This is a genomic window from Janibacter massiliensis, assembly GCF_900289115.1.
GTDB classification, from domain to species: domain Bacteria; phylum Actinomycetota; class Actinomycetes; order Actinomycetales; family Dermatophilaceae; genus Janibacter_A; species Janibacter_A massiliensis.
Genome location: NZ_LT985196.1, coordinates 1,994,795 through 2,013,137, shown reverse-complemented (window position 1 = coordinate 2,013,137; position 18,343 = coordinate 1,994,795). Strand labels below are relative to the sequence as shown.

Here is an 18,343-nt window from a genome sequence, read left to right as displayed (position 1 = left end):
GTGACCGCGCGCCCGACCGTCCCGTGGCGGCGCCTGCACCCGGCCGCCGTCGCTCCGCGCTACGCGCGGCCCGGGGATGCCGGGGCGGACCTCACCTCGGTCGAGGACGCGACGATCGAGCCCGGGCATCGGGTCCTCGTGCGGACGGGCATCGCGCTCGCGGTCCCGGACGGCTGGGTGGGACTCGTCCACCCGCGGTCGGGTCTCGCCGCGCGGCACGGTGTCACCGTCGTCAACGCGCCGGGCACGGTCGACTCCGGCTACCGGGGCGAGATCCTCGTCAACCTGATCAACCTCGACCCTGCCGAGGCCTTCACCGTCCGCACGGGTGACCGCATCGCCCAGCTCGTGCTGCAGGAGGTCGGGGAGGCCCTCTTCGAGGAGACCGATTCGCTCTCGGAAACGGAACGGGGCGAGACTGGTCACGGGTCCACCGGGGGATTCGACCGACCCTCCCCGCCGACGACAGGACGATGACCATGTTCGGGCGACGCACGAAGAAGACGGCTCCCGCCGAGGCGGTCGAGGAGTCGACCCCGGTCGAGCCCGGCGCCGGGCCGTTCGACGCCGCCCAGGTCACCGAGCGGGGCGATCGCATCGACCTCGGCGCGCTGTGGCTGCCGGGGCTGCCGGGGATGGAGCTGCGCCTGGAGGTCGACCGCGAGACCGACGAGGTCTCCTCCGTCCAAGCCGTCATGGACGAGTCCGCGCTGCAGCTCCAGGCGTTCGCCGCGCCGCGCACCAGCGGGATCTGGGACGGGGTCCGCCGCGAGATCGCCGATGCGATCGTCGCCGCCGGGGGGACCGCCGACGAGGTCGACGGTCCGCTCGGCGCCGAGCTGCGGTGCCGGATGCCGCAGGCCGGTCCCGACGGGCGCACCGTCTTCGCGCCCGCCCGGTTCCTCGGGTTCGACGGACCGCGCTGGTTCCTGCGCGGGGTCCTCTCCGGCCCTGCCGCCATCGACGTGGACGCGGCCGCCGCGCTCGTCGGGGTCTTTCGTGACGTCGTCGTCCACCGCGGCAGCGGTCCCATGGCCCCGCGCGAGATGCTTCCCCTGACGATGCCCGAGCTCCCGTCGGGAGTCGGCGAGGTCGACGAGTCCGAGCGGGAGGCCGAGAAGGAGGGCGAGGACGATCTCCGCCCCTTCGAGCGCGGCCCCGAGCTGACCGAGACCCGCTGATGGGTCGCCTCGGCCGCTGGGTCGCCAGCCTGACGAGCCCCACCGACCGTCTCGAGGCCGACGAGCTCGCCACCGACCGGGACCGCTTCGGGGGCACCCCGCTCGCGGCCGTGTGCGGCGGCGACGAGGTGACGGTGTGCGGGACGGTCCGCTCGACGAACCTCGCGCCGCGGGCCGATGTCCCCGCCTACGTGGTCGAGCTGTACGACGGGTCCTCGGCCCTGCGCCTGGTGTGGCTCGGGCGCCGGACGATCCGCGGTGTCGAGCCGGGGGTCTATCTCCGGGCCCGGGGGCGGATCACCGAGCACCGCCGCGGGGTGACGATGTTCAACCCCGCCTACGAGATCATCCCCGACCGGGCGACGCAGCCCGGACGCTGAGCAGTCGTTCGAGCTCGCCGAGCTCGTTCGGCACCGTGAGGAAGAGCAGCTCGTCGCCTGCCTCGAGGCTGTCGTCGCGGGTCGGTGCGATCGGGCGGCCGTCGCGGATGATGCCCACGAGCACGGTGTCCGCCGGGAAGTCCACGTCCCCGACCCGGGCTCCGACGACCGGGTTCCCGGTCGGCAGGGTCAGCTCGACCATCGAGGCACGGCCCTGCTGGAACTCGAAGATGTGGACCAGCTGCCCGACGGTGACGGCCTCCTCGACGAGCGCCGTCATGAGGCGGGGGGTGGACACCGCCACGTCGACGCCCCACGAGTCGTCGAACATCCACTCGTTCTTGGGGTTGTTCACCCGTCCGACGGTCCGAGGCACGCCGAACTCCGTCTTGGCCAGGAGCGACACGACGAGGTTCGCCTTGTCGTCACCGGTCGCCGCGACGACGACGTCGCAGTCGACGAGTCCCGCCTCCTGCAGGGTCGAGATCTCGCAGGCGTCGCCGGAGAGCCAGTGGGCCTCGGGGACCTTCGCCACCCGGGACTCGTTGGCGTCCTTGTCGACGAGGAGGACGACGTGCCCGTGGGCGAGCAGCTCCCGGGCGATGGACCGGCCGACGCTGCCCGCGCCGGCGATGACGACTCGCATCGTGCCTCTTCTCAGTGGTGTGCGACGGGCGGCGCGGCGAGGATCGCCTCGACCTCGCGCAGCCGCGCCCGCTCGATGGCCAGGTGCACGAGGTCGCCCTCCTGGTGGACCGTGTCGGCGTGCGGGACGAATCCCTCGCCGAGCCGCGTGACGAAGGCGACGCGTGCGCCGCTGGCCGTCTCGAGGTCGGTGAGGCGGCGGCCGATCCAGTCGGGGGAGACCGGGACCTCGGCGATGACGACCTTGCCGGAGGACTCAGTGAAGGCCGGCAGCGCGCCCTCGGGCAGCAGCCGCCGCAGCATCTGGTCCGAGGTCCACTTCACCGTGGCGACGGTGGGGATGCCCAGCCGCTGGTAGATCTCGGCGCGGGCGGGGTCGTAGATGCGCGCGACGACGGTCTCGACGCCGAAGGTCTCCCGGGCGACCCGTGCCGTGAGGATGTTCGAGTTGTCGCCCGAGGACACGGCGGCGAGGGCGTCCGCGCGCTCGATCCCGGCGGCGACGAGCGTGTCTCGGTCGAACCCGACACCGGTGACGCGACGGCCACCGAACTGGGGGCCGAGACGCCGGAAGGCGAGCTCGTCCTGGTCGACGACCGCGACCTCGTGGCCGCGCCGGTCGAGCGCCCGAGCCAGCGAGGCGCCGACGCGTCCGCAGCCCATGATGACGAAGTGCACGGCTCGACGGTACACGCCAGCCCGGTGGACCGGCCCCGGTCGTAGAGTGGGCGATCGTGGCTCCCGGACGCGTCCTCAAGCGCCTCGTCCTCGGTCGGAAGATGCGCAGCGACCGGCTCGGCGAGACCCTGCTGCCGAAGAAGCTCGCCCTGCCGATCTTCGCCAGCGACGCACTCTCGTCGGTGGCCTACGCGCCGGACGAGATCTTCCTGACCCTCGGTCTCGCCGGCGGCGCGCTCGCGCTCACGGCCTCGTGGAAGATCGCCCTGCTCGTCGTCCTCGTCATGGTCGTCGTCGTCGCCTCTTACCGGCAGAACGTCCACGCCTATCCCTCGGGTGGTGGCGACTACGAGGTGGCCAACGCGAACCTCGGGCCGCGGGCGGGCCTGACCGTCGCCAGCGCCCTCCTCGTCGACTACGTGCTGACGGTCGCCGTGTCGATCAGCTCCGGGGTCCAGAACGCGAGCACGGCGATGTCCTTCGTCCGGGGCCACGAGGCGGAGGTCGCGGTGCTCCTCATCGTGCTGCTCGCTGCGATGAACCTGCGCGGCGTGCGGGAGTCGGGGATGGCGTTCGCCGTGCCGACGTACCTCTTCATGCTCACCGTCGCGGCGATGGCGGTGACGGGGCTCGTGCGCCGGGCGTCGGGGACGCTGCCGATGGCCGAGAGCGCGGCCTTCGAGCTCCGCCCGGAGCCCGGGTACGAGGCGCTCGGCGGGCTGGCCATGGCCTTCCTCCTGCTGCGGGCGTTCTCCTCGGGGTGCGCGGCGCTCACCGGCGTCGAGGCGATCAGCAACGGAGTGCCCGCCTTCCGCGAGCCGAAGAGCCGCAACGCCGCGACCACGCTCCTGCTCATGGGCGGGATCGCGATCGCGATGCTCCTGTCGATGATCCTGCTGGCCAGGTGGACGGGGGTCCGGTTCGCCGAGGACCCGGCCACCCAGCTGACCCGCGACGGGGTGCCGGTCGGCGACGGCTACGTCCAGGAGACCGTCATGGGTCAGGTGAGCCAGTCGGTCTTCTCCGGCTTCCAGCCGGGGGTCGTGCTCGTGTCCGTCGTCACCGGCATCATCCTCGTCCTCGCGGCGAACACGGCCTTCAACGGCTTCCCGGTCCTCGCCTCGATCCTCGCCCGGGACGGGTACCTGCCGCGCCAGCTGCACACCAGGGGGGATCGCCTCGCCTTCAGCAACGGGATCCTCTTCCTCGCCGGGGCCGCGATCGCGCTCGTCGTCATCTACGACGCGGAGGTCACCCGGCTCATCCAGCTGTACATCGTCGGGGTGTTCGTCAGCTTCACCCTGAGCCAGATCGGCATGATCCGGCACTGGAACCGGGTGCTCGCCGGGTCGCCGGACCCCGCCGAGGTCGGGCGGATCCACCGCAGCCGCGTCATCAACCTCGTCGGCGCGATCATGTCGGGCACCGTCCTCGTCGTCGTCCTGCTGACGAAGTTCGTCCACGGCGCGGGCTTCGCCGTGGCTGCGATGGCCGTGCTGTTCGTGCTGATGATCGGCATCCGGCGGCACTACGCGCGGGTGGCCGACGAGATCGCGGTACGGGAGGACGACGTCCGGGGGTACATCCTCCCCTCGCGGGTGCACGCCGTCGTCCTCGTGAGCAAGATCCACAAGCCCGCGATCCGCGCGCTCGCCTACGCCCGTGCGACCCGCCCGACGACCCTGGAGGCTCTGACGGTGAGCGTCGACACCGCCGAGACCCGGGCCCTGCAGGAGGAGTGGGACCGGCGCGACATCCCCGTACCCCTCACCGTGCTCGACAGCCCGTACCGGGAGATCACCAACCCTGTCGTCACGTACGTCAAGCAGATCCGACGGGACAGCCCGCGCGACCTCGTCGTCGTCTTCGTCCCGCAGTACGTGCTCGGACGCTGGTACGAGCAGCTGCTGCACAACCAGAGCGCGCTGCGGCTGAAGACCAGGCTCCTCTTCGAGCCCGGCGTGATGATCTCCGCCGTGCCCTGGCAGCTGCGCTCGGCCGAGGGGCAGGAGGAGCTCTTCGACGACGCCCCGCCGACCGTGGGCTCGGTGCGGATGGGACAGGGATGAGCGAGCAGCAGCGGGCCGTCGGCGAGGGTCTCACGGGCGATGACCTCCTCGAGGGGGTCGAGGTCGACGTCGAGGTCGAGCGGTACGCGCACGGGGGGCACTGCGTCGCCCGGCACGACGGGCGGGTCCTCTTCGTGCGGCACACCCTGCCGGGGGAGCGGGTGCGGGCCCGGGTGACGGAGTCGACCCCCGGCCGCTCCTTCGTCCGGGCCGACGCCGTCGAGGTGCTGCGCGCCGCGCCGGAGCGGGTCGAGCGGCGCTGCGGGTGGTCGGGGCCCGGCCTGTGCGGGGGCTGCGACCTCCAGCACGTCGAGCTCGCCGCGCAGCGCCGCCTCAAGGCGGCCGCGGTCGCTGCGTCGATGGAGCGGATCGGTGGGCTCGACGTCACCGGGCTCCTCGCGCCGGAGGCCGAGCCGGTGGCGGGTGACGAGTCGGGCCTGCGGTGGCGGACCCGGACGACCTTCGCCGTCGACGATCGTGGCCGACCCGGCCTGCGGGCGCACCGCAGCCACGAGATCGTCCCCGTCGACGACTGCCCGATCACCGTCCGTCCCGCCCTGGCGACCGGGGTGCTCGAGCAGGACTGGGAGGGCGCGCTCGCGGTCACGGCGGTCGCCCCGTCGGTCGGCGATCCCGTCCTCGTGCCGGTGGGGGAGCGGGGCCGCCCCCTGCACGAGGTCCCGCGGGTGACGGAGGCGGTGGCGACCCCGGAGGGGGAGCGGCGCTGGACCATCGGGGCCCGCGGGTTCTGGCAGGTCCACCCCGGCGCGCCCGCGACCCTCGTGTCCGCGGTGCTCGAGGCGGCCGCCGTGCAGCCGGGCGACCGGGTCCTCGACCTCTACTGCGGCGCGGGCCTGCTCACCCTGCCGCTGGCCGAGGCGACGGGAGACGGCGGCCAGGTCGTCGGCGTCGAGGCGGCCGGCCCTGCCGTCGACGACGCGCGGGCCGCCCTGGCCGAGCACCCGTGGGTGGCCCTCGTGGCGAGCCGGGTGGACGAGGCCTTCGGACTGGCCCGCACGGACCCCGGCCGTCGGCGACCGCGCCGAGGACGCACCCGCGGCGGGCCGCGGGCGCGCCACGACCTGCTCCCCCCGACGGCGGACGTCGTGGTGCTCGACCCACCGAGAGAGGGTGCGGGCGCTGCCGTCGTCGCGGCGATCGCCGACCTGCGACCCAGAACCGTCGTCCACGTCGCCTGCGACCCGGCGGCCCTCGCGCGGGACGCGGCCGCGTTCGTCGCCCGCGGCTACGAGCTGAGCGCGCTGCGGGCGTTCGACGCCTTCCCCATGACCCACCACGTCGAGTGCGTCGCGACCTTCCGGCGCGCCGACGCGGTGTGATAGAAATATCTTGACGTCAAGATATCTCCGACACGAGAGCGAGGACCGGTCGTGACGAACCCGGACAGCTTCACCTCCCGCGGCACCCTCGAGGTGGGCGGCAAGGAGTACGAGATCCACCGCATCAGCACGGTCGAGGGCCACGAGAACCTGCCGTACAGCCTCAAGGTCCTCCTCGAGAACCTGCTGCGGACCGAGGACGGTGCGAACGTCACCGCCGACCACATACGCGCCCTCGGCTCGTGGGACGAGACGGCGCAGCCGAGCACCGAGATCCAGTTCACCCCGGCTCGCGTCATCATGCAGGACTTCACCGGCGTCCCCTGCGTCGTCGACCTCGCGACGATGCGTGAGGCCGTCGCCGACCTCGGCGGCGACCCGAGCCGGATCAACCCGCTCGCCCCCGCCGAGCTCGTCATCGACCACTCCGTGCAGATCGACGTCTTCGGCACGAAGGACGCCTTCGAGAAGAACGTCGAGATCGAGTACGGCCGGAACAGGGAGCGGTACCAGTTCCTCCGCTGGGGCCAGACCGCCTTCGACGACTTCAAGGTCGTCCCGCCGGGCACGGGCATCGTCCACCAGGTCAACATCGAGCACCTCGCGCGGGTGACGATGACCCGCGAGGCCGACGGCAAGACCGTCGCCTACCCCGACACCTGCGTCGGCACCGACTCGCACACGACGATGGAGAACGGCCTCGGCGTCCTCGGCTGGGGCGTCGGCGGTATCGAGGCCGAGGCCGCGATGCTCGGTCAGCCCGTCTCGATGCTCATCCCGCGGGTCGTCGGCTTCAGGCTCTCCGGCGAGATGCAGCCGGGTGTCACGGCGACCGACGTCGTCCTCACGATCACCGACATGCTCCGCCGCCACGGCGTCGTCGGGAAGTTCGTCGAGTTCTACGGGGAGGGCGTCGCCGCGCTCCCGCTCGCCAACCGGGCGACGATCGGCAACATGAGCCCTGAGTTCGGCTCGACGTGCGCCATCTTCCCCATCGACGACGTCACGCTCGACTACCTCCGGCTCACCGGCCGCTCCGACGAGCAGGTCGCTCTCACCGAGGCGTACGCCAAGGAGCAGGGCATGTGGCTGGACCCGACGGCCGAGCCGCGCTTCTCCGAGAAGATCGAGCTCGACCTCTCCTCCGTCGTCCCGTCCATCGCAGGCCCGAAGCGGCCCCAGGACCGCATCGTCCTGACGGAGGCGAAGGAGTCCTTCCGCAAGGTGCTCCCGACGTACGTGAACCACGACGAGGGCGCCCCGGGCCAGGCGACCTCCTTCCCGGCCAGCGACCCCTCGCCGCAGGGAGCCGAGGACGGCCTCAACGGCGGGCAGAAGCCCGCCGAGCAGGGCGACGGCGACACCCGCCCGACCCGAAAGGTCCGGGTGACGATCGACGGCACGGAGACGGAGATCGACCACGGCATCGTCGCCATCGCGTCGATCACCTCGTGCACGAACACCTCCAACCCCTCGGTGATGATGGCGGCGGGCATGCTCGCGAAGAACGCCGTCGAGAAGGGCCTGCAGGTCAAGCCGTGGGTGAAGACCTCGATGGCGCCCGGCTCGAAGGTCGTCACGGGCTACTACGAGAAGGCGGGCCTGTGGCCCTACCTCGACCAGCTCGGCTACAACCTCGTCGGCTACGGCTGCGCGACCTGCATCGGCAACTCCGGTCCGCTGCCGGAGGCGGTCTCCGCCGCGGTCAACGAGAACGACCTCGCCGTCGTCGCGGTCCTGTCCGGCAACCGCAACTTCGAGGGCCGGATCAACCCCGACGTGAAGATGAACTACCTCGCGTCGCCGCCGCTCGTCGTCGCCTACGCCCTCGCCGGCACGATGGACTTCGACTTCGACACGCAGCCGCTCGGCCAGGACCAGGCGGGCAACGACGTCTTCCTCAAGGACATCTGGCCCTCCGCGCAGGACGTCGAGGCGACGATCGCCCAGGCCATCACCAAGGACCTCTTCGTCGAGGACTACGCCGACGTCTTCGCCGGTGACGACCGGTGGCGCTCGCTCCCGACGCCCGAGGGGCAGACCTTCGCCTGGGACGCCGAGTCGACCTACGTCCGCAAGCCCCCGTACTTCGAGGGGATGGGTATGGAGGCCGCTCCGGTCGAGGACATCAGCGGTGCCCGGGTGCTGGCGCTGCTCGGCGACTCGGTGACGACCGACCACATCAGCCCGGCCGGTGCGATCAAGGCCGACAGCCCCGCGGGCCGGTACCTCGCCGAGCACGGCATCGACCGGAAGGACTTCAACTCCTACGGGTCGCGCCGCGGCAACCACGAGGTGATGATCCGCGGGACGTTCGCGAACATCCGCCTGAAGAACCTCCTCCTCGACGGGGTCGAGGGCGGCTTCACGCGCAACTTCCTCGCCGGGGGCGAGCAGACGACGATCTACGACGCGTCGGTCGCCTACCAGGAGGCCGGTGTCCCGCTCGTCGTCCTCGCAGGCGCGGAGTACGGGTCCGGCAGCTCCCGGGACTGGGCGGCCAAGGGCACGAGCCTGCTCGGGGTCCGCGCGGTCATCGCGCAGTCCTACGAGCGGATCCACCGCAGCAACCTCATCGGCATGGGGGTCGTCCCGCTCCAGTTCCCCGAGGGGCAGAGCGCGCAGTCGCTCGGCCTCGACGGCACGGAGACGTTCGACATCTCCGGTCTGACGGCCCTCAACGAGGGCACGACGCCGCGCACGGTGTCGGTCACGGCGACGAAGGAGGGTGGCGAGCAGGTCACCTTCGACGCGGTGGTCCGCATCGACACGCCCGGTGAGGCGGACTACTACCGCAACGGCGGCATCCTGCAGTACGTCCTCCGGTCGCTCGTGAAGTGATCCGCTGACGTTCGTCGCGACCCCCGGGACACGCCAGTCCCGGGGGTCGCGGCAGTCCAGACAACGTTCGGGACCGCCCGCCTACACTGCGGTGATGCCCCTCAGGAAGGACCCCTCCTCGTGACCCACCTCGAGTCGATCACCGGCCCCGCCGACGTCAAGGCGATGTCGCGGCAGCAGATCGAGGAGCTCGCGCAGGAGATCCGGGACTTCCTCGTGCGGGAGGTCTCCCGCACCGGGGGGCACCTCGGCCCGAACCTCGGGGTCGTCGAGCTGACGATCGCGCTGCACCGGGTGTTCGACTCGCCGGCCGACGCGATCGTCTTCGACACCGGCCACCAGAGCTACGTGCACAAGATCCTCACCGGCCGCACCGACTTCTCCACCCTCCGCCAGCGCGACGGGCTCGCGGGCTACCCCAGCCGGGCGGAGTCCGAGCACGACCACGTCGAGAACTCCCACGCGTCGACGTCGCTGTCCTGGGCGGAGGGCATCGCGACCGGCCGGCGGCTGCGCGGGGAGCGGGCCCACACGGTCGCGGTCATCGGAGACGGCGCGCTCACGGGGGGCATGGCGTGGGAGGCGCTGAACAACATCGCCGCCGACAAGGACCTCCCCCTGGTCATCGTCGTCAACGACAACGAGCGCTCCTACGCGCCGACCATCGGGGGCCTGGCCGACCACCTGGCGATGCTCCGCACGAGCCGGCAGTACGAGCAGGTCCTCGCCTTCGGCAAGGAGGCGTTGCCAAAGGCTCCCCTCGTCGGCCGGACGGCGTACCAGGCGTTCCACTCGCTGAAGAAGGGCGCCAAGGACTTCTGGGCGCCGCAGGGCATGTTCGAGGACCTCGGCATCAAGTACCTCGGTCCGGTCGACGGGCACGACGAGGAGGCGCTCGAGCAGGCCCTCCGCCGGGCGAAGGCGTACGGCGGGCCGGTCCTCGTCCACTTCATCACGCAGAAGGGGCGCGGCTACGACAAGGCGGTCGACGACATCGCCGACCAGTTCCACGCCGTCGGGAAGATCAACCCCGAGACCGGCCTGCCCCTGGAGATCGCCGGCCGCAGCTGGACCGACGAGTTCAGCGACGAGCTCCTGCGCATCGGCCACGAGCGTCGGGACGTCGTCGCGATCACCGCGGCGATGATGATGCCGGTCGGCCTCCAGCCGTTCGCCGATGCCTTCCCCGACCGGATCTTCGACGTCGGCATCGCCGAGCAGCACGGCGCGACGATGGCCGCCGGGCTCGCCCATGCGGGTCTGCACCCGGTCGTCGCGATCTACGCGACCTTCCTCAACCGCGCCTTCGACCAGCTCCTCATGGACTGCGCGCTGCACCGCGAGGCCGTCACCTTCGTCCTCGACCGCGCCGGGGTCACCGGCCCGGACGGGCCGAGCCACCACGGCATGTGGGATCTCGCCCTGCTGGCGATGGTGCCCGGTGCCCGGGTCGCTGCCCCGCGCGACGGGGAGCAGATCAAGGTGGCGCTGCGCGAGGCCGTGGGGGTCGACGACGGGCCGACCGTCATCCGCTTCCCGAAGGGCTCGATCGCCGCACCCATCGAGGCCGTTCGGGTCGCCGACGGGCTCGACGTCCTCCTCGAGACGGACGAGGGGGCGTGCGAGGTCCTCGTCGTCTCGGTCGGGGCGATGGCGACGATCGCGACGACGCTTGCCGAGCACCTCGCCGACGACGGCCACCGCGTGCGCGTGGTCGACCCGCGCTGGGTCCTGCCGGTGCCGGAGGCGCTCGTCGAGCAGGGCCGCGGTGCCGCGCACGTCGTCGTCCTCGAGGACGGCAACGTCGCCGGCGGTGTCGGCGCGGAGGTCCAGCGCGTCCTCGACGAGGCCGACGTCCGCGCCCGGGTGCACCGCTTCGGCCTGCCGAAGGAGTTCATCGACCATGCCTCCCGGGGCCAGGTGCTCGAGGCAGCCGGTCTCACCGCGAGCCGCCTTGCCGAGCGCCTGCGGGACCGGCTCGGCTGAGCCGGAAGGGAAGGAGCTCGACGGCCCGCGCCGGATGGCGCGGGCCGCCGTGCGTCCGGGCGGAGGCTCAGATGTCCCTGAAGGTCTCGACCGTGGCGCCGAGGTCGTTGAGCCGGTTGGCCAGGTCCTCGTACCCGCGGTTGATGACGTAGACGTTCCGCAGGATCGAGGTCCCGGGCGCGGCGAGCATCGCCAGCAGGATGACGACGCCGGGCCGCAGCGCGGGCGGGCAGACGACCTCTGCCGCGCGCCAGCGGGTCGGGCCGTTCATGAGGACCCGATGGGGGTCGAGCAGCTGGACCCGCGCTCCGACCTTCGTCAGCTCGGTGAGGTAGATCGCGCGGTTCTCGTACACCCAGTCGTGGACCATCGTCTGGCCCTCGGCGCACGCCGCGATGAGCGCGAAGAAGGGCAGGTTGTCGATGTTGAGCCCGGGGAAGGGCAGCGGGTGGATCTTGTCGATGGGCGCCTTGAGCGGACCGGGCACGGTCGTGATGTCGACCAGACGGGTCCGTCCGTTCGCGGAGACGTACTCGTCGGTGAGGTCGTAGCGCATCCCCATCGTCTCGAGCGTCGCCAGCTCGATCTCGAGGAACTCGATCGGCGCCCGGCGGATGGTGATCGCCGACTCCGTCACGACCGCGGCCGCGATGAGGCTCATCGCCTCGATCGGGTCCTCGCTCGGTGAGTACTCGACGTCCACGTCGATCGACGCGCGGCCACGCACCCGCAGGGTCGTCGTGCCGATCCCGTCGATCTCGACCCCGAGCTCCTGCAGGAAGAAGCACAGGTCCTGGACCATGTAGTTGCTCGAGGCGTTGCGGATGACGGTCTTGCCCTCGTGCCGCGCGGCGGCCATGAGGATGTTCTCGGTGACCGTGTCGCCGCGCTCGGTGAGGACGATGGCGCGGTCGGGGGAGACCCCCGGGGTGACGGCGGCCTCGTACCAGCCGTGCGTCGCCGTGACGTCGAGCCCGAAGCGGCGCAGGGACGCCAGGTGCGGCTCGACGGTCCGGGTGCCGAGGTCGCAGCCGCCCGCGTACGGCAGGCGGAAGGCCCGGGCCTCGTGCAGCAGCGGGCCGAGGAACATGATGACCGTGCGCGTCCGTCGGGCGGCCTCCTCGTCGATCGAGTCGAGGTCGAGCTGCTCGGGCGGGCAGATCTCGAGGTCGTTCGTGCCCGGCAGCCAGCGAGTCTTCACGCCGATGGAGGCGAGGACCTCGAGGATCCGGTTGACCTCCTCGATCCGGGCGAGGTTGCGCAGCGTCGTGCGACCCTTGTTCAGCAGGCTCGCGCACAGCAGGGCGACCGCGGCGTTCTTGCTCGTCTTCACGTCGATCGCACCCGAGAGCTTCTGGCCGCCGACGACCCGGAGGTTCACGGGGCCGGGCTGGCCGAGGGCGACGAACTCGCTGTCGAGCGCCTCGCCGATCCGGGCGAGCATCTCGAGGCTGAGGTTCTGCTTGCCCGACTCGATCCGGGTGACGGCGCCCTGGCTCGTGCCGAGCTCCTTGGCGAGGTCGCACTGCGACATGCCCTTGTGCCGTCGGGCGTCCCGGATGAGGGAGCCGACCTTGATCAGGTAGTCATCGGTCATTGCGGCACGGTAACTCATATATGAGTTCAGGCGAACCCGGACGCGCCGACGGCCGCCCCGGATCCCGGGACGGCCGTCGGCGCGCGGTGCGATCGATCAGGCCGGGACGCTCGCCACGCCGGGGGCGTGGAACCGGGCTCCGTTGACCTTCTCCGAGACGCCCTCGCGGTCCAGCAGCGGCGTGACGCCACCGTTCCAGAACTGGAAGCCGGCACCCGTGATGAGGGCGAGGTCGATGTCCTTGGCCTCCTGTGCGACGCCCTCGTCGAGCATCGTGCGGACCTCCTCGGCGATGACCGACAGGATCCGCTCGCGGACCTCCTCGGCGGTGAGCTCCACCGGGTTCTCCGGGGCGACCTGCGCCGCGAGGAGCTCCGGGTCCGGCTTCGGCGTGCCGTCGTCCCAGACGTAGTAGCCCGGCTTCTTCATCTCGACCATCTTCTGCAGGTTCGGTGAGACGTAGAACCGGTCGCCGAGCTCGCGGTGCAGCGTCTCGCTGTTGTGCAGCGCGATCGCCGGGCCGACGAGCCCGAGGAGGACGAACGGCGGCATCGGCGCGAGGCCGGCGACGCCCTTCTCCGCGACGTCGACGGGGGTGCCCTCGTCGACGATCTTGCTGAACTCGCCCATGAAGCGGCCCAGGAGGCGGTTCGTGATGAAGGAGGCGCTGTCCTTGACGAGGATGCACGTCTTCTTCAGCTGCTTGCCCGTCGCGAAGGCCGTGGCGAGCGTCGCGTCGTCCGTCTTCTCGCCCGGGATGATCTCCAGCAGCGGCATGACGGCGACCGGGTTGAAGAAGTGGAAGCCGACGACCCGCTCGGGGTTCTGCAGCTCGGAGGCCATCTCCGTGATCGACAGCGACGAGGTGTTCGAGGCCAGGACGCACTCGGGCGAGACGATCGCCTCGACCTCGGCCCAGACCGTCTTCTTCACCGACATCTCCTCGAAGACGGCCTCGATGACGAAGTCGGCGTCCGCGAAGCCGTCCTTGCTCGTCGACCCGCTGACGAGGGCCTTGAGCTGGTTGGCCTTGTCCTGGGTGATCTTCCCCTTCGCGAGGGAGGTGTCGATCGCGTTGTGGACGTACCCGACACCCTTGTCGACCCGCTCCTGGTCGAGGTCGGTCATGACGACCGGGACCTTGAGGGAGCGGACGAAGAGCATCGCGAGCTGGCTGGCCATGAGGCCGGCACCGACGATGCCGACCTTCGTCACCTTGCGCGCGAGCGACTTGTCCGGCGCGCCGGCCGGGCGCTTGGCCCGCTTCTGGACGAGGTCGAACGAGTAGAGACCGGCGCGCAGCTCGTCGGACATGAGCAGGTCGGCCAGCGCGTCGTCCTCGGCCGCGAACGCCTCGTCCCGGTCGGCCGTGCGGGCCGCCTCGACGAGCTCGATCGCGCGGTAGGGCGCCGGGCTCTTGCCCGAGGTCTTCGCGTCGGCGACGGCCTTGGCCTTCTGCACCGCGGCGGTCCACGCGGCCTCGTCGGCCGTGTGGTCGGTGCGCTCGACCATCTCCTGCCCGGTGACGACCCGCGCGGCCCACCGGAGGGACTCGGTGAGGAAGTCGACCGGCTCGATCATCACGTCGGCCAGCCCGAGCTCGAAGGCCTGCGGGCCCTTGAGCATCCGGTTCTGGCTCAGCGGGTTGTCGATGATCATCTTCAGCGCGTTCGCCGGGCCGATGAGGCGCGGGGTGAGGTAGCACCCGCCCCAGCCGGGGACGAGGCCGAGGAAGCACTCCGGGAAGGCGATCGCCGGGACGCCGGAGCTGATCGAGCGGTAGTCGCAGGCGAGGGCGATCTCGACGCCGCCACCCATCGCGGCGCCGTTGACGAACGCGAACGTCGGGACCGGCAGGTCCATGATCGCGGCGAACGCGGTGTGCCCGCTGCGGGCGATCTCGAGCGCCTTGTCGCGCGTTGTCACGCTCGGGACGCCCGTGAGGTCGGCGCCGACGGCGAAGATGAACGGCTTGCCGGTGATGCCGACGGCCTGGATCTCACCGGCCTCCGCGCGCTCGCGCAGCCGCTCGATCGTGGCCGTGAGACCGGCGACGGTCGCCGGGCCGAAGGTGTTCGGCTTGGAGTGGTCGAAGCCGTTGTCGAGGGTGATCAGGGCCATGGTGCCGACGTCGCCGGCGAGCTGGACGTCCTGCACCGGGGTGCGGGTGATGACCTCGTCGGGGAAGTCCGCCGTGGGCTGGACCTGCTGCGTCTCCGTGCTCATGGCTCAGTTCTCCTTGCCGTAGTCGGCGTGGTGCGGGTTCTCCCAGATGACGGCGCCGCCCATGCCGATGCCGATGCACATCGCGGTCATGCCGTAGCGGACGTCCGGGTTCTCCTCGAACTGACGCGCGAGCTGGTTCATCAGGCGCACGCCGGAGGAGGCGAGGGGGTGACCGGTGGCGATGGCGCCGCCGTACTTGTTGACCTTGTCGCTGTCGTCGGGGATCCCGAAGTGGTCGAGGAAGGCGACGACCTGGACGGCGAAGGCCTCGTTGAGCTCGAACAGACCGATGTCGTCGATGGTGAGGCCGGCCTTGGCGAGGGCCTTCTCGGCGGCCGGGACGGGGCCGTAGCCCATGACCTCGGGCTCGACGCCGACGAAGGCGAACTCGACGAGCCGCATCTTCACCGGCAGGCCGAGCTCCTTGGCCGTCTCCTCGGCGGCGAGGATGCACGCCGTCGCGCCGTCGTTGAGGCCAGCGGCGTTACCGGCCGTGACCTTGCCGTGCGGGCGGAACGGCGTCTTGAGCTTCTGCAGGTCCTCCATCGTCGTCTGCGGACGCGGGGGCTCGTCGGTCGTCGCCAGGCCCCAGCCCTTGACGTCGTGACGCGTCGCGACCGGCACCAGGTCGGGCTGGATCTTGTTCTCGGCGTACGCCTGGGCGAGCTTGCGCTGGCTGTTCAGGGCGTACTCGTCCGAGCGCTCCTTCGTCAGCTGCGGGTAGCGGTCGTGCAGGTTCTCGGCCGTCTTGCCCATGACGAGCGCGCTCGGGTCGACGAGCTTCTCGGCGACGATGCGCGGGTTGGGGTCCGCACCCTCGCCCATGGGGTGGCGCCCCATGTGCTCGACGCCGCCGGCGACGGCGAGGTCGATCGCACCGAAGGAGATCGCGCCCGCGACGTTCGTGACGGCCGTCATGGCGCCGGCGCACATGCGGTCGACCGAGTAGCCCGGGGTCGTCTTCGGCAGGCCGGACAGGAGCGCGGCCATCCGGCCGAGCGTCAGGCCCTGGTCACCGGTCTGGGTGGTCGCCGCGATGGCGACCTCCTCGACCTTCGCGGGGTCGAGGTCGGGGTTGCGGCGGAGGAGCTCGCGGATGCAGGTGATGACGAGGTCGTCGGCGCGGGTCTGGGCGTACATGCCCTTCTCGCCGGCCTTGCCGAACGGCGTACGGACACCGTCGACGAACACGACCTCTCGCAGGGTGCGGGGCACGATGGGGCCTTCCTGGTGAGGGTGCGGCTGGGTGCCGGGCGAGCACGCCCGGTCCCGCTCAGGCTACTAAGCACCCGCTCACCCGCACAGGCCCACCCGCGTGAGCGCCGTCACGGGTCTCGTCAGTCGGGATGGGCGGCGAATGCCGCCACCAGCAGCGGCACGACGATCTCGCGCTGCCAGGGCCGCGCTCCGAGCTCGGCCAGCGCGCGGTCGAACGCCGGGGCGTCCGGGTCGGTCGGCGGCCGCCAGATGACGCGGCGGAGGGAGTCGGGGGAGCAGATGTTCTCGACGGGCACCGAACGCTCGTCCGAGAACGCCGCGAGCGCCTCGCGGACGTCGGCGAGCCGGGCCGCGGCCGTCGGGTCGCGGTCGCTCCACGAGCGGGCCGGGGGAGGGCCGTCGCTCTTGAGCGCGGCCGCGGGCAGCCGCCGCTCGGGCAGCTCCCGGGCGCGGTCGAGCGCGGCGAGCCACACGTCGGCGTGCTTGCGGATGGCCTTGTGGCCCGACGGCAGGCCGGAGACGTCGTGCGGGTCCGCGGTGACGATGTCGACGATCGCCTGGTCGGGCATGATCCGGCCGGGGGAGACGTCCTTCTCCCGGGCGATGTCGTCCCGGGCGAACCACACCTCGCGCACGGCGGCCATGGCCCGTGGTTTGCGCAGCCGGTGCGTGCCGGAGGTCCGGCGCCACGGGTCGACCTTGACGGTCGGCTCCCACGTCAGGAGCGCCTCGAACTCCTGGCGGGCCCACTCGGACTTCCCCGCGCGGGCGAGGTCGATCCCCATGAGGTTGCGGACCTCGGCAAGGACCTCGACGTCGAGCGCGGCGTACCGCAGCCACGGCTCCGGCAGCGGGCGGGTGGACCAGTCGACCGCCGAGTGCTCCTTCGCGAGGGTGACCCCCAGGTAGTGCTCGACGACGGCCGCGAGGCCGACACGTGGCAGCCCGAGCAGCCGACCGCCGAGCTCGGTGTCGAACAGCTGGCGCGGGCGCAGGCCGACCTCCGCGAGGCACGCGAGGTCCTGCGAGGCGGCGTGCAGGAGCCACTCGGCCGACCCGATGGCCTCGTCGAGCGGGGTGAGGTCCGGCAGCTGGATCGGGTCGATGAGCCAGGTCCCGCTGCCCTCGCGGCGGACCTGGACGAGGTAGGCGCGCTGGCCGTACCGGTAGCCCGAGGCGCGCTCGGCGTCGAGCGCGACCGGCCCGACACCGCCGGCGATCGCGGCGGCGCACTCGGCGAGCTCGCGCTCGGACCCGATGACCGCCGGGATGCCGTCAGCGGGCTCGGACAGCTTGGGCAGGGGCACCTCGGCGGGCTCGTCCGGCTCGTCGGGCAGGGGGAGGCTCCCGGCGTCGGGCGTGCGGGACGCGGTCATCGGCGCCTCCCCGGGAGGGCCACGACACCCTCGGGCAGCGGGGGGAGGCCGGCGATGGTGCACAGCAGGTCGGACCACGCGAGGAAGTGGTCGCCGGCGTTCTCGTCGAGCGGGCTCCACGAGGCGCGGACCTCCATCTCGACGCTCGGCGCCTTGTCGGCGAGGTCGGCGAAGGACTCGGAGACGACCCGGGTCACCGTGCCCGCGGGGCGGAGGTAGTCGATGCCGCGGGCGTCGAGCGCGTCGACGAGCCACGACCAGCCGACGGACCCGAGCACGGGGTCGTGGGCGAGCTCCGGCTCGAGAGCCGCGCGGGTGAAGGTGACGACCCGCCACGGGCCGCCCCACGGCTCGGGCTCGGCGGGGTCGTGCAGGAGCACGAACCGGCCCGACGCCAGCTCCTCGGCGTCCTCCTCGTCCGGTGCGCCGAGGACGTCCGCGGTCAGGGCCATGGCGTACGGCGCGAGCCGGGTCGGTGCCGGCACCTCGGTCACGACGACCTGGGGGCGGACCCGGGCGTCACGCAGCTGGGCCATGGCGACGGCGACGTCGGCCGGCGGCAGGCCGGGTGCGGGGCGACGGGACACACCGGCAGCGTAGGTCCGGCGCAGGTGACCGGCCGGGTGCCACGCCGGGGCGCGGTGCCCCGGCGTGGCACCCGGCCGGTCACCTGCCGCGGACCACCGCTCCCCGGGTGTCCCCTCGCCCCCCCCCCCGCCCGCCCCCCGCCCACCTCCCCGGCCCCCTGGCCCCGCCCCGCCGCGCCCCGGGCCCCCCCCCCGCCCTTCCCCTTTACCCCACTCGCG

General features: G+C 72.0%; 14 protein-coding genes. 7 read left to right on the top strand and 7 right to left on the bottom strand.

Features of this window, described 5'->3' with window-relative positions; genetic code table 11:
* Genes dut through DAA34_RS09780 form a run of 3 tightly spaced genes read left to right on the top strand, consistent with a single transcriptional unit; the run spans position 1 to position 1,561 of the window.
* Positions 1–477 carry a dUTP diphosphatase gene (gene dut, locus DAA34_RS09790; RefSeq protein WP_234354199.1) on the top strand — a complete coding sequence of 159 codons (477 nt, stop codon included), beginning with the start codon at positions 1–3 and terminating at the stop codon, positions 475–477.
* The gene (locus DAA34_RS09785; protein WP_106818891.1) at positions 474–1,181 is read left to right on the top strand and encodes a DUF3710 domain-containing protein; all 708 of its coding nucleotides are present in this window, start codon (positions 474–476) and stop codon (positions 1,179–1,181) included. The genes dut and DAA34_RS09785 overlap by 4 nt, the downstream gene beginning before the upstream one ends.
* Positions 1,181–1,561, top strand: a complete 381-nt coding sequence (locus DAA34_RS09780) for an OB-fold nucleic acid binding domain-containing protein (protein ID WP_106818889.1) — start codon at positions 1,181–1,183, stop codon at positions 1,559–1,561. The genes DAA34_RS09785 and DAA34_RS09780 overlap by 1 nt, the downstream gene beginning before the upstream one ends.
* On the opposite strand, the gene DAA34_RS09775 is transcribed toward DAA34_RS09780, so the two are convergent.
* Both DAA34_RS09775 and DAA34_RS09770 read right to left on the bottom strand, forming a co-directional pair.
* Positions 1,527–2,207: a potassium channel family protein gene (locus DAA34_RS09775; protein WP_106818888.1), complete on the bottom strand. Its 681-nt coding sequence runs from the start codon at positions 2,205–2,207 to the stop codon at positions 1,527–1,529. The genes DAA34_RS09780 and DAA34_RS09775 overlap by 35 nt on opposite strands.
* 11 nt (positions 2,208–2,218) lie before the next feature.
* A complete protein-coding gene (locus tag DAA34_RS09770) occupies positions 2,219–2,884 on the bottom strand; it encodes a potassium channel family protein (RefSeq protein WP_106818886.1) in 666 nt (221 codons plus the stop codon).
* Between the two features lie 101 nt (positions 2,885–2,985).
* On the opposite strand from DAA34_RS09770, the gene DAA34_RS09765 reads away from it, so the two are divergent.
* From DAA34_RS09765 to dxs, 4 genes are all read left to right on the top strand, one after another.
* On the top strand, positions 2,986–4,953 hold the full coding sequence (locus DAA34_RS09765; RefSeq protein WP_106820063.1) for an APC family permease: 1,968 nt from the start codon (positions 2,986–2,988) through the stop codon (positions 4,951–4,953).
* Positions 4,950–6,293, top strand: a complete 1,344-nt coding sequence (locus DAA34_RS09760) for a class I SAM-dependent RNA methyltransferase (RefSeq protein WP_106818885.1) — start codon at positions 4,950–4,952, stop codon at positions 6,291–6,293. The genes DAA34_RS09765 and DAA34_RS09760 overlap by 4 nt, the downstream gene beginning before the upstream one ends.
* Before the next feature lie 51 nt (positions 6,294–6,344).
* Positions 6,345–9,134 carry an aconitate hydratase AcnA gene (gene acnA / locus DAA34_RS09755; protein WP_106818882.1) on the top strand — a complete coding sequence of 930 codons (2,790 nt, stop codon included), beginning with the start codon at positions 6,345–6,347 and terminating at the stop codon, positions 9,132–9,134.
* Positions 9,135–9,254: 120 nt separating this feature from the next.
* Positions 9,255–11,120 carry a 1-deoxy-D-xylulose-5-phosphate synthase gene (gene dxs, locus DAA34_RS09750; protein ID WP_106818880.1) on the top strand — a complete coding sequence of 622 codons (1,866 nt, stop codon included), beginning with the start codon at positions 9,255–9,257 and terminating at the stop codon, positions 11,118–11,120.
* 67 nt (positions 11,121–11,187) lie between these two features.
* On the opposite strand, the gene DAA34_RS09745 is transcribed toward dxs, so the two are convergent.
* From DAA34_RS09745 to DAA34_RS09725, 5 genes are all read right to left on the bottom strand, one after another.
* Positions 11,188–12,717 (bottom strand): helix-turn-helix domain-containing protein, encoded by a 1,530-nt coding sequence (locus DAA34_RS09745; protein WP_106818878.1) that lies wholly within the window; start codon positions 12,715–12,717, stop codon positions 11,188–11,190.
* Between the two features lie 96 nt (positions 12,718–12,813).
* Positions 12,814–14,943 (bottom strand): 3-hydroxyacyl-CoA dehydrogenase NAD-binding domain-containing protein, encoded by a 2,130-nt coding sequence (locus DAA34_RS09740; protein WP_106818876.1) that lies wholly within the window; start codon positions 14,941–14,943, stop codon positions 12,814–12,816.
* Positions 14,944–14,946: 3 nt separating this feature from the next.
* Complete coding sequence (locus DAA34_RS09735) at positions 14,947–16,158, bottom strand: thiolase family protein (RefSeq protein ID WP_106818874.1); 1,212 nt, start codon at positions 16,156–16,158, stop codon at positions 14,947–14,949.
* A 122-nt stretch (positions 16,159–16,280) separates the two neighbouring features.
* Positions 16,281–17,537 carry an HRDC domain-containing protein gene (locus DAA34_RS09730; protein ID WP_106818872.1) on the bottom strand — a complete coding sequence of 419 codons (1,257 nt, stop codon included), beginning with the start codon at positions 17,535–17,537 and terminating at the stop codon, positions 16,281–16,283.
* Positions 17,534–18,124 carry a DUF3000 domain-containing protein gene (locus DAA34_RS09725; RefSeq protein WP_267894615.1) on the bottom strand — a complete coding sequence of 197 codons (591 nt, stop codon included), beginning with the start codon at positions 18,122–18,124 and terminating at the stop codon, positions 17,534–17,536. Before DAA34_RS09725 ends, DAA34_RS09730 begins: the two co-directional genes overlap by 4 nt.
* Between the last annotated feature and the right edge of the window lie 219 nt (positions 18,125–18,343).

Coding starts and splice junctions, on each gene's coding strand:
- DAA34_RS09760 (WP_106818885.1), top strand. CDS start 4,950: ATGAGCGAGCAGCAGCGGGCCGTCGGCGAGGGTCTCACGGGCGATGAC.
- DAA34_RS09775 (WP_106818888.1), bottom strand. CDS start 2,207: ATGCGAGTCGTCATCGCCGGCGCGGGCAGCGTCGGCCGGTCCATCGCC.
- DAA34_RS09780 (WP_106818889.1), top strand. CDS start 1,181: ATGGGTCGCCTCGGCCGCTGGGTCGCCAGCCTGACGAGCCCCACCGAC.
- DAA34_RS09765 (WP_106820063.1), top strand. CDS start 2,986: ATGCGCAGCGACCGGCTCGGCGAGACCCTGCTGCCGAAGAAGCTCGCC.
- DAA34_RS09745 (WP_106818878.1), bottom strand. CDS start 12,717: ATGACCGATGACTACCTGATCAAGGTCGGCTCCCTCATCCGGGACGCC.
- DAA34_RS09785 (WP_106818891.1), top strand. CDS start 474: ATGACCATGTTCGGGCGACGCACGAAGAAGACGGCTCCCGCCGAGGCG.
- DAA34_RS09740 (WP_106818876.1), bottom strand. CDS start 14,943: ATGAGCACGGAGACGCAGCAGGTCCAGCCCACGGCGGACTTCCCCGAC.
- DAA34_RS09730 (WP_106818872.1), bottom strand. CDS start 17,537: ATGACCGCGTCCCGCACGCCCGACGCCGGGAGCCTCCCCCTGCCCGAC.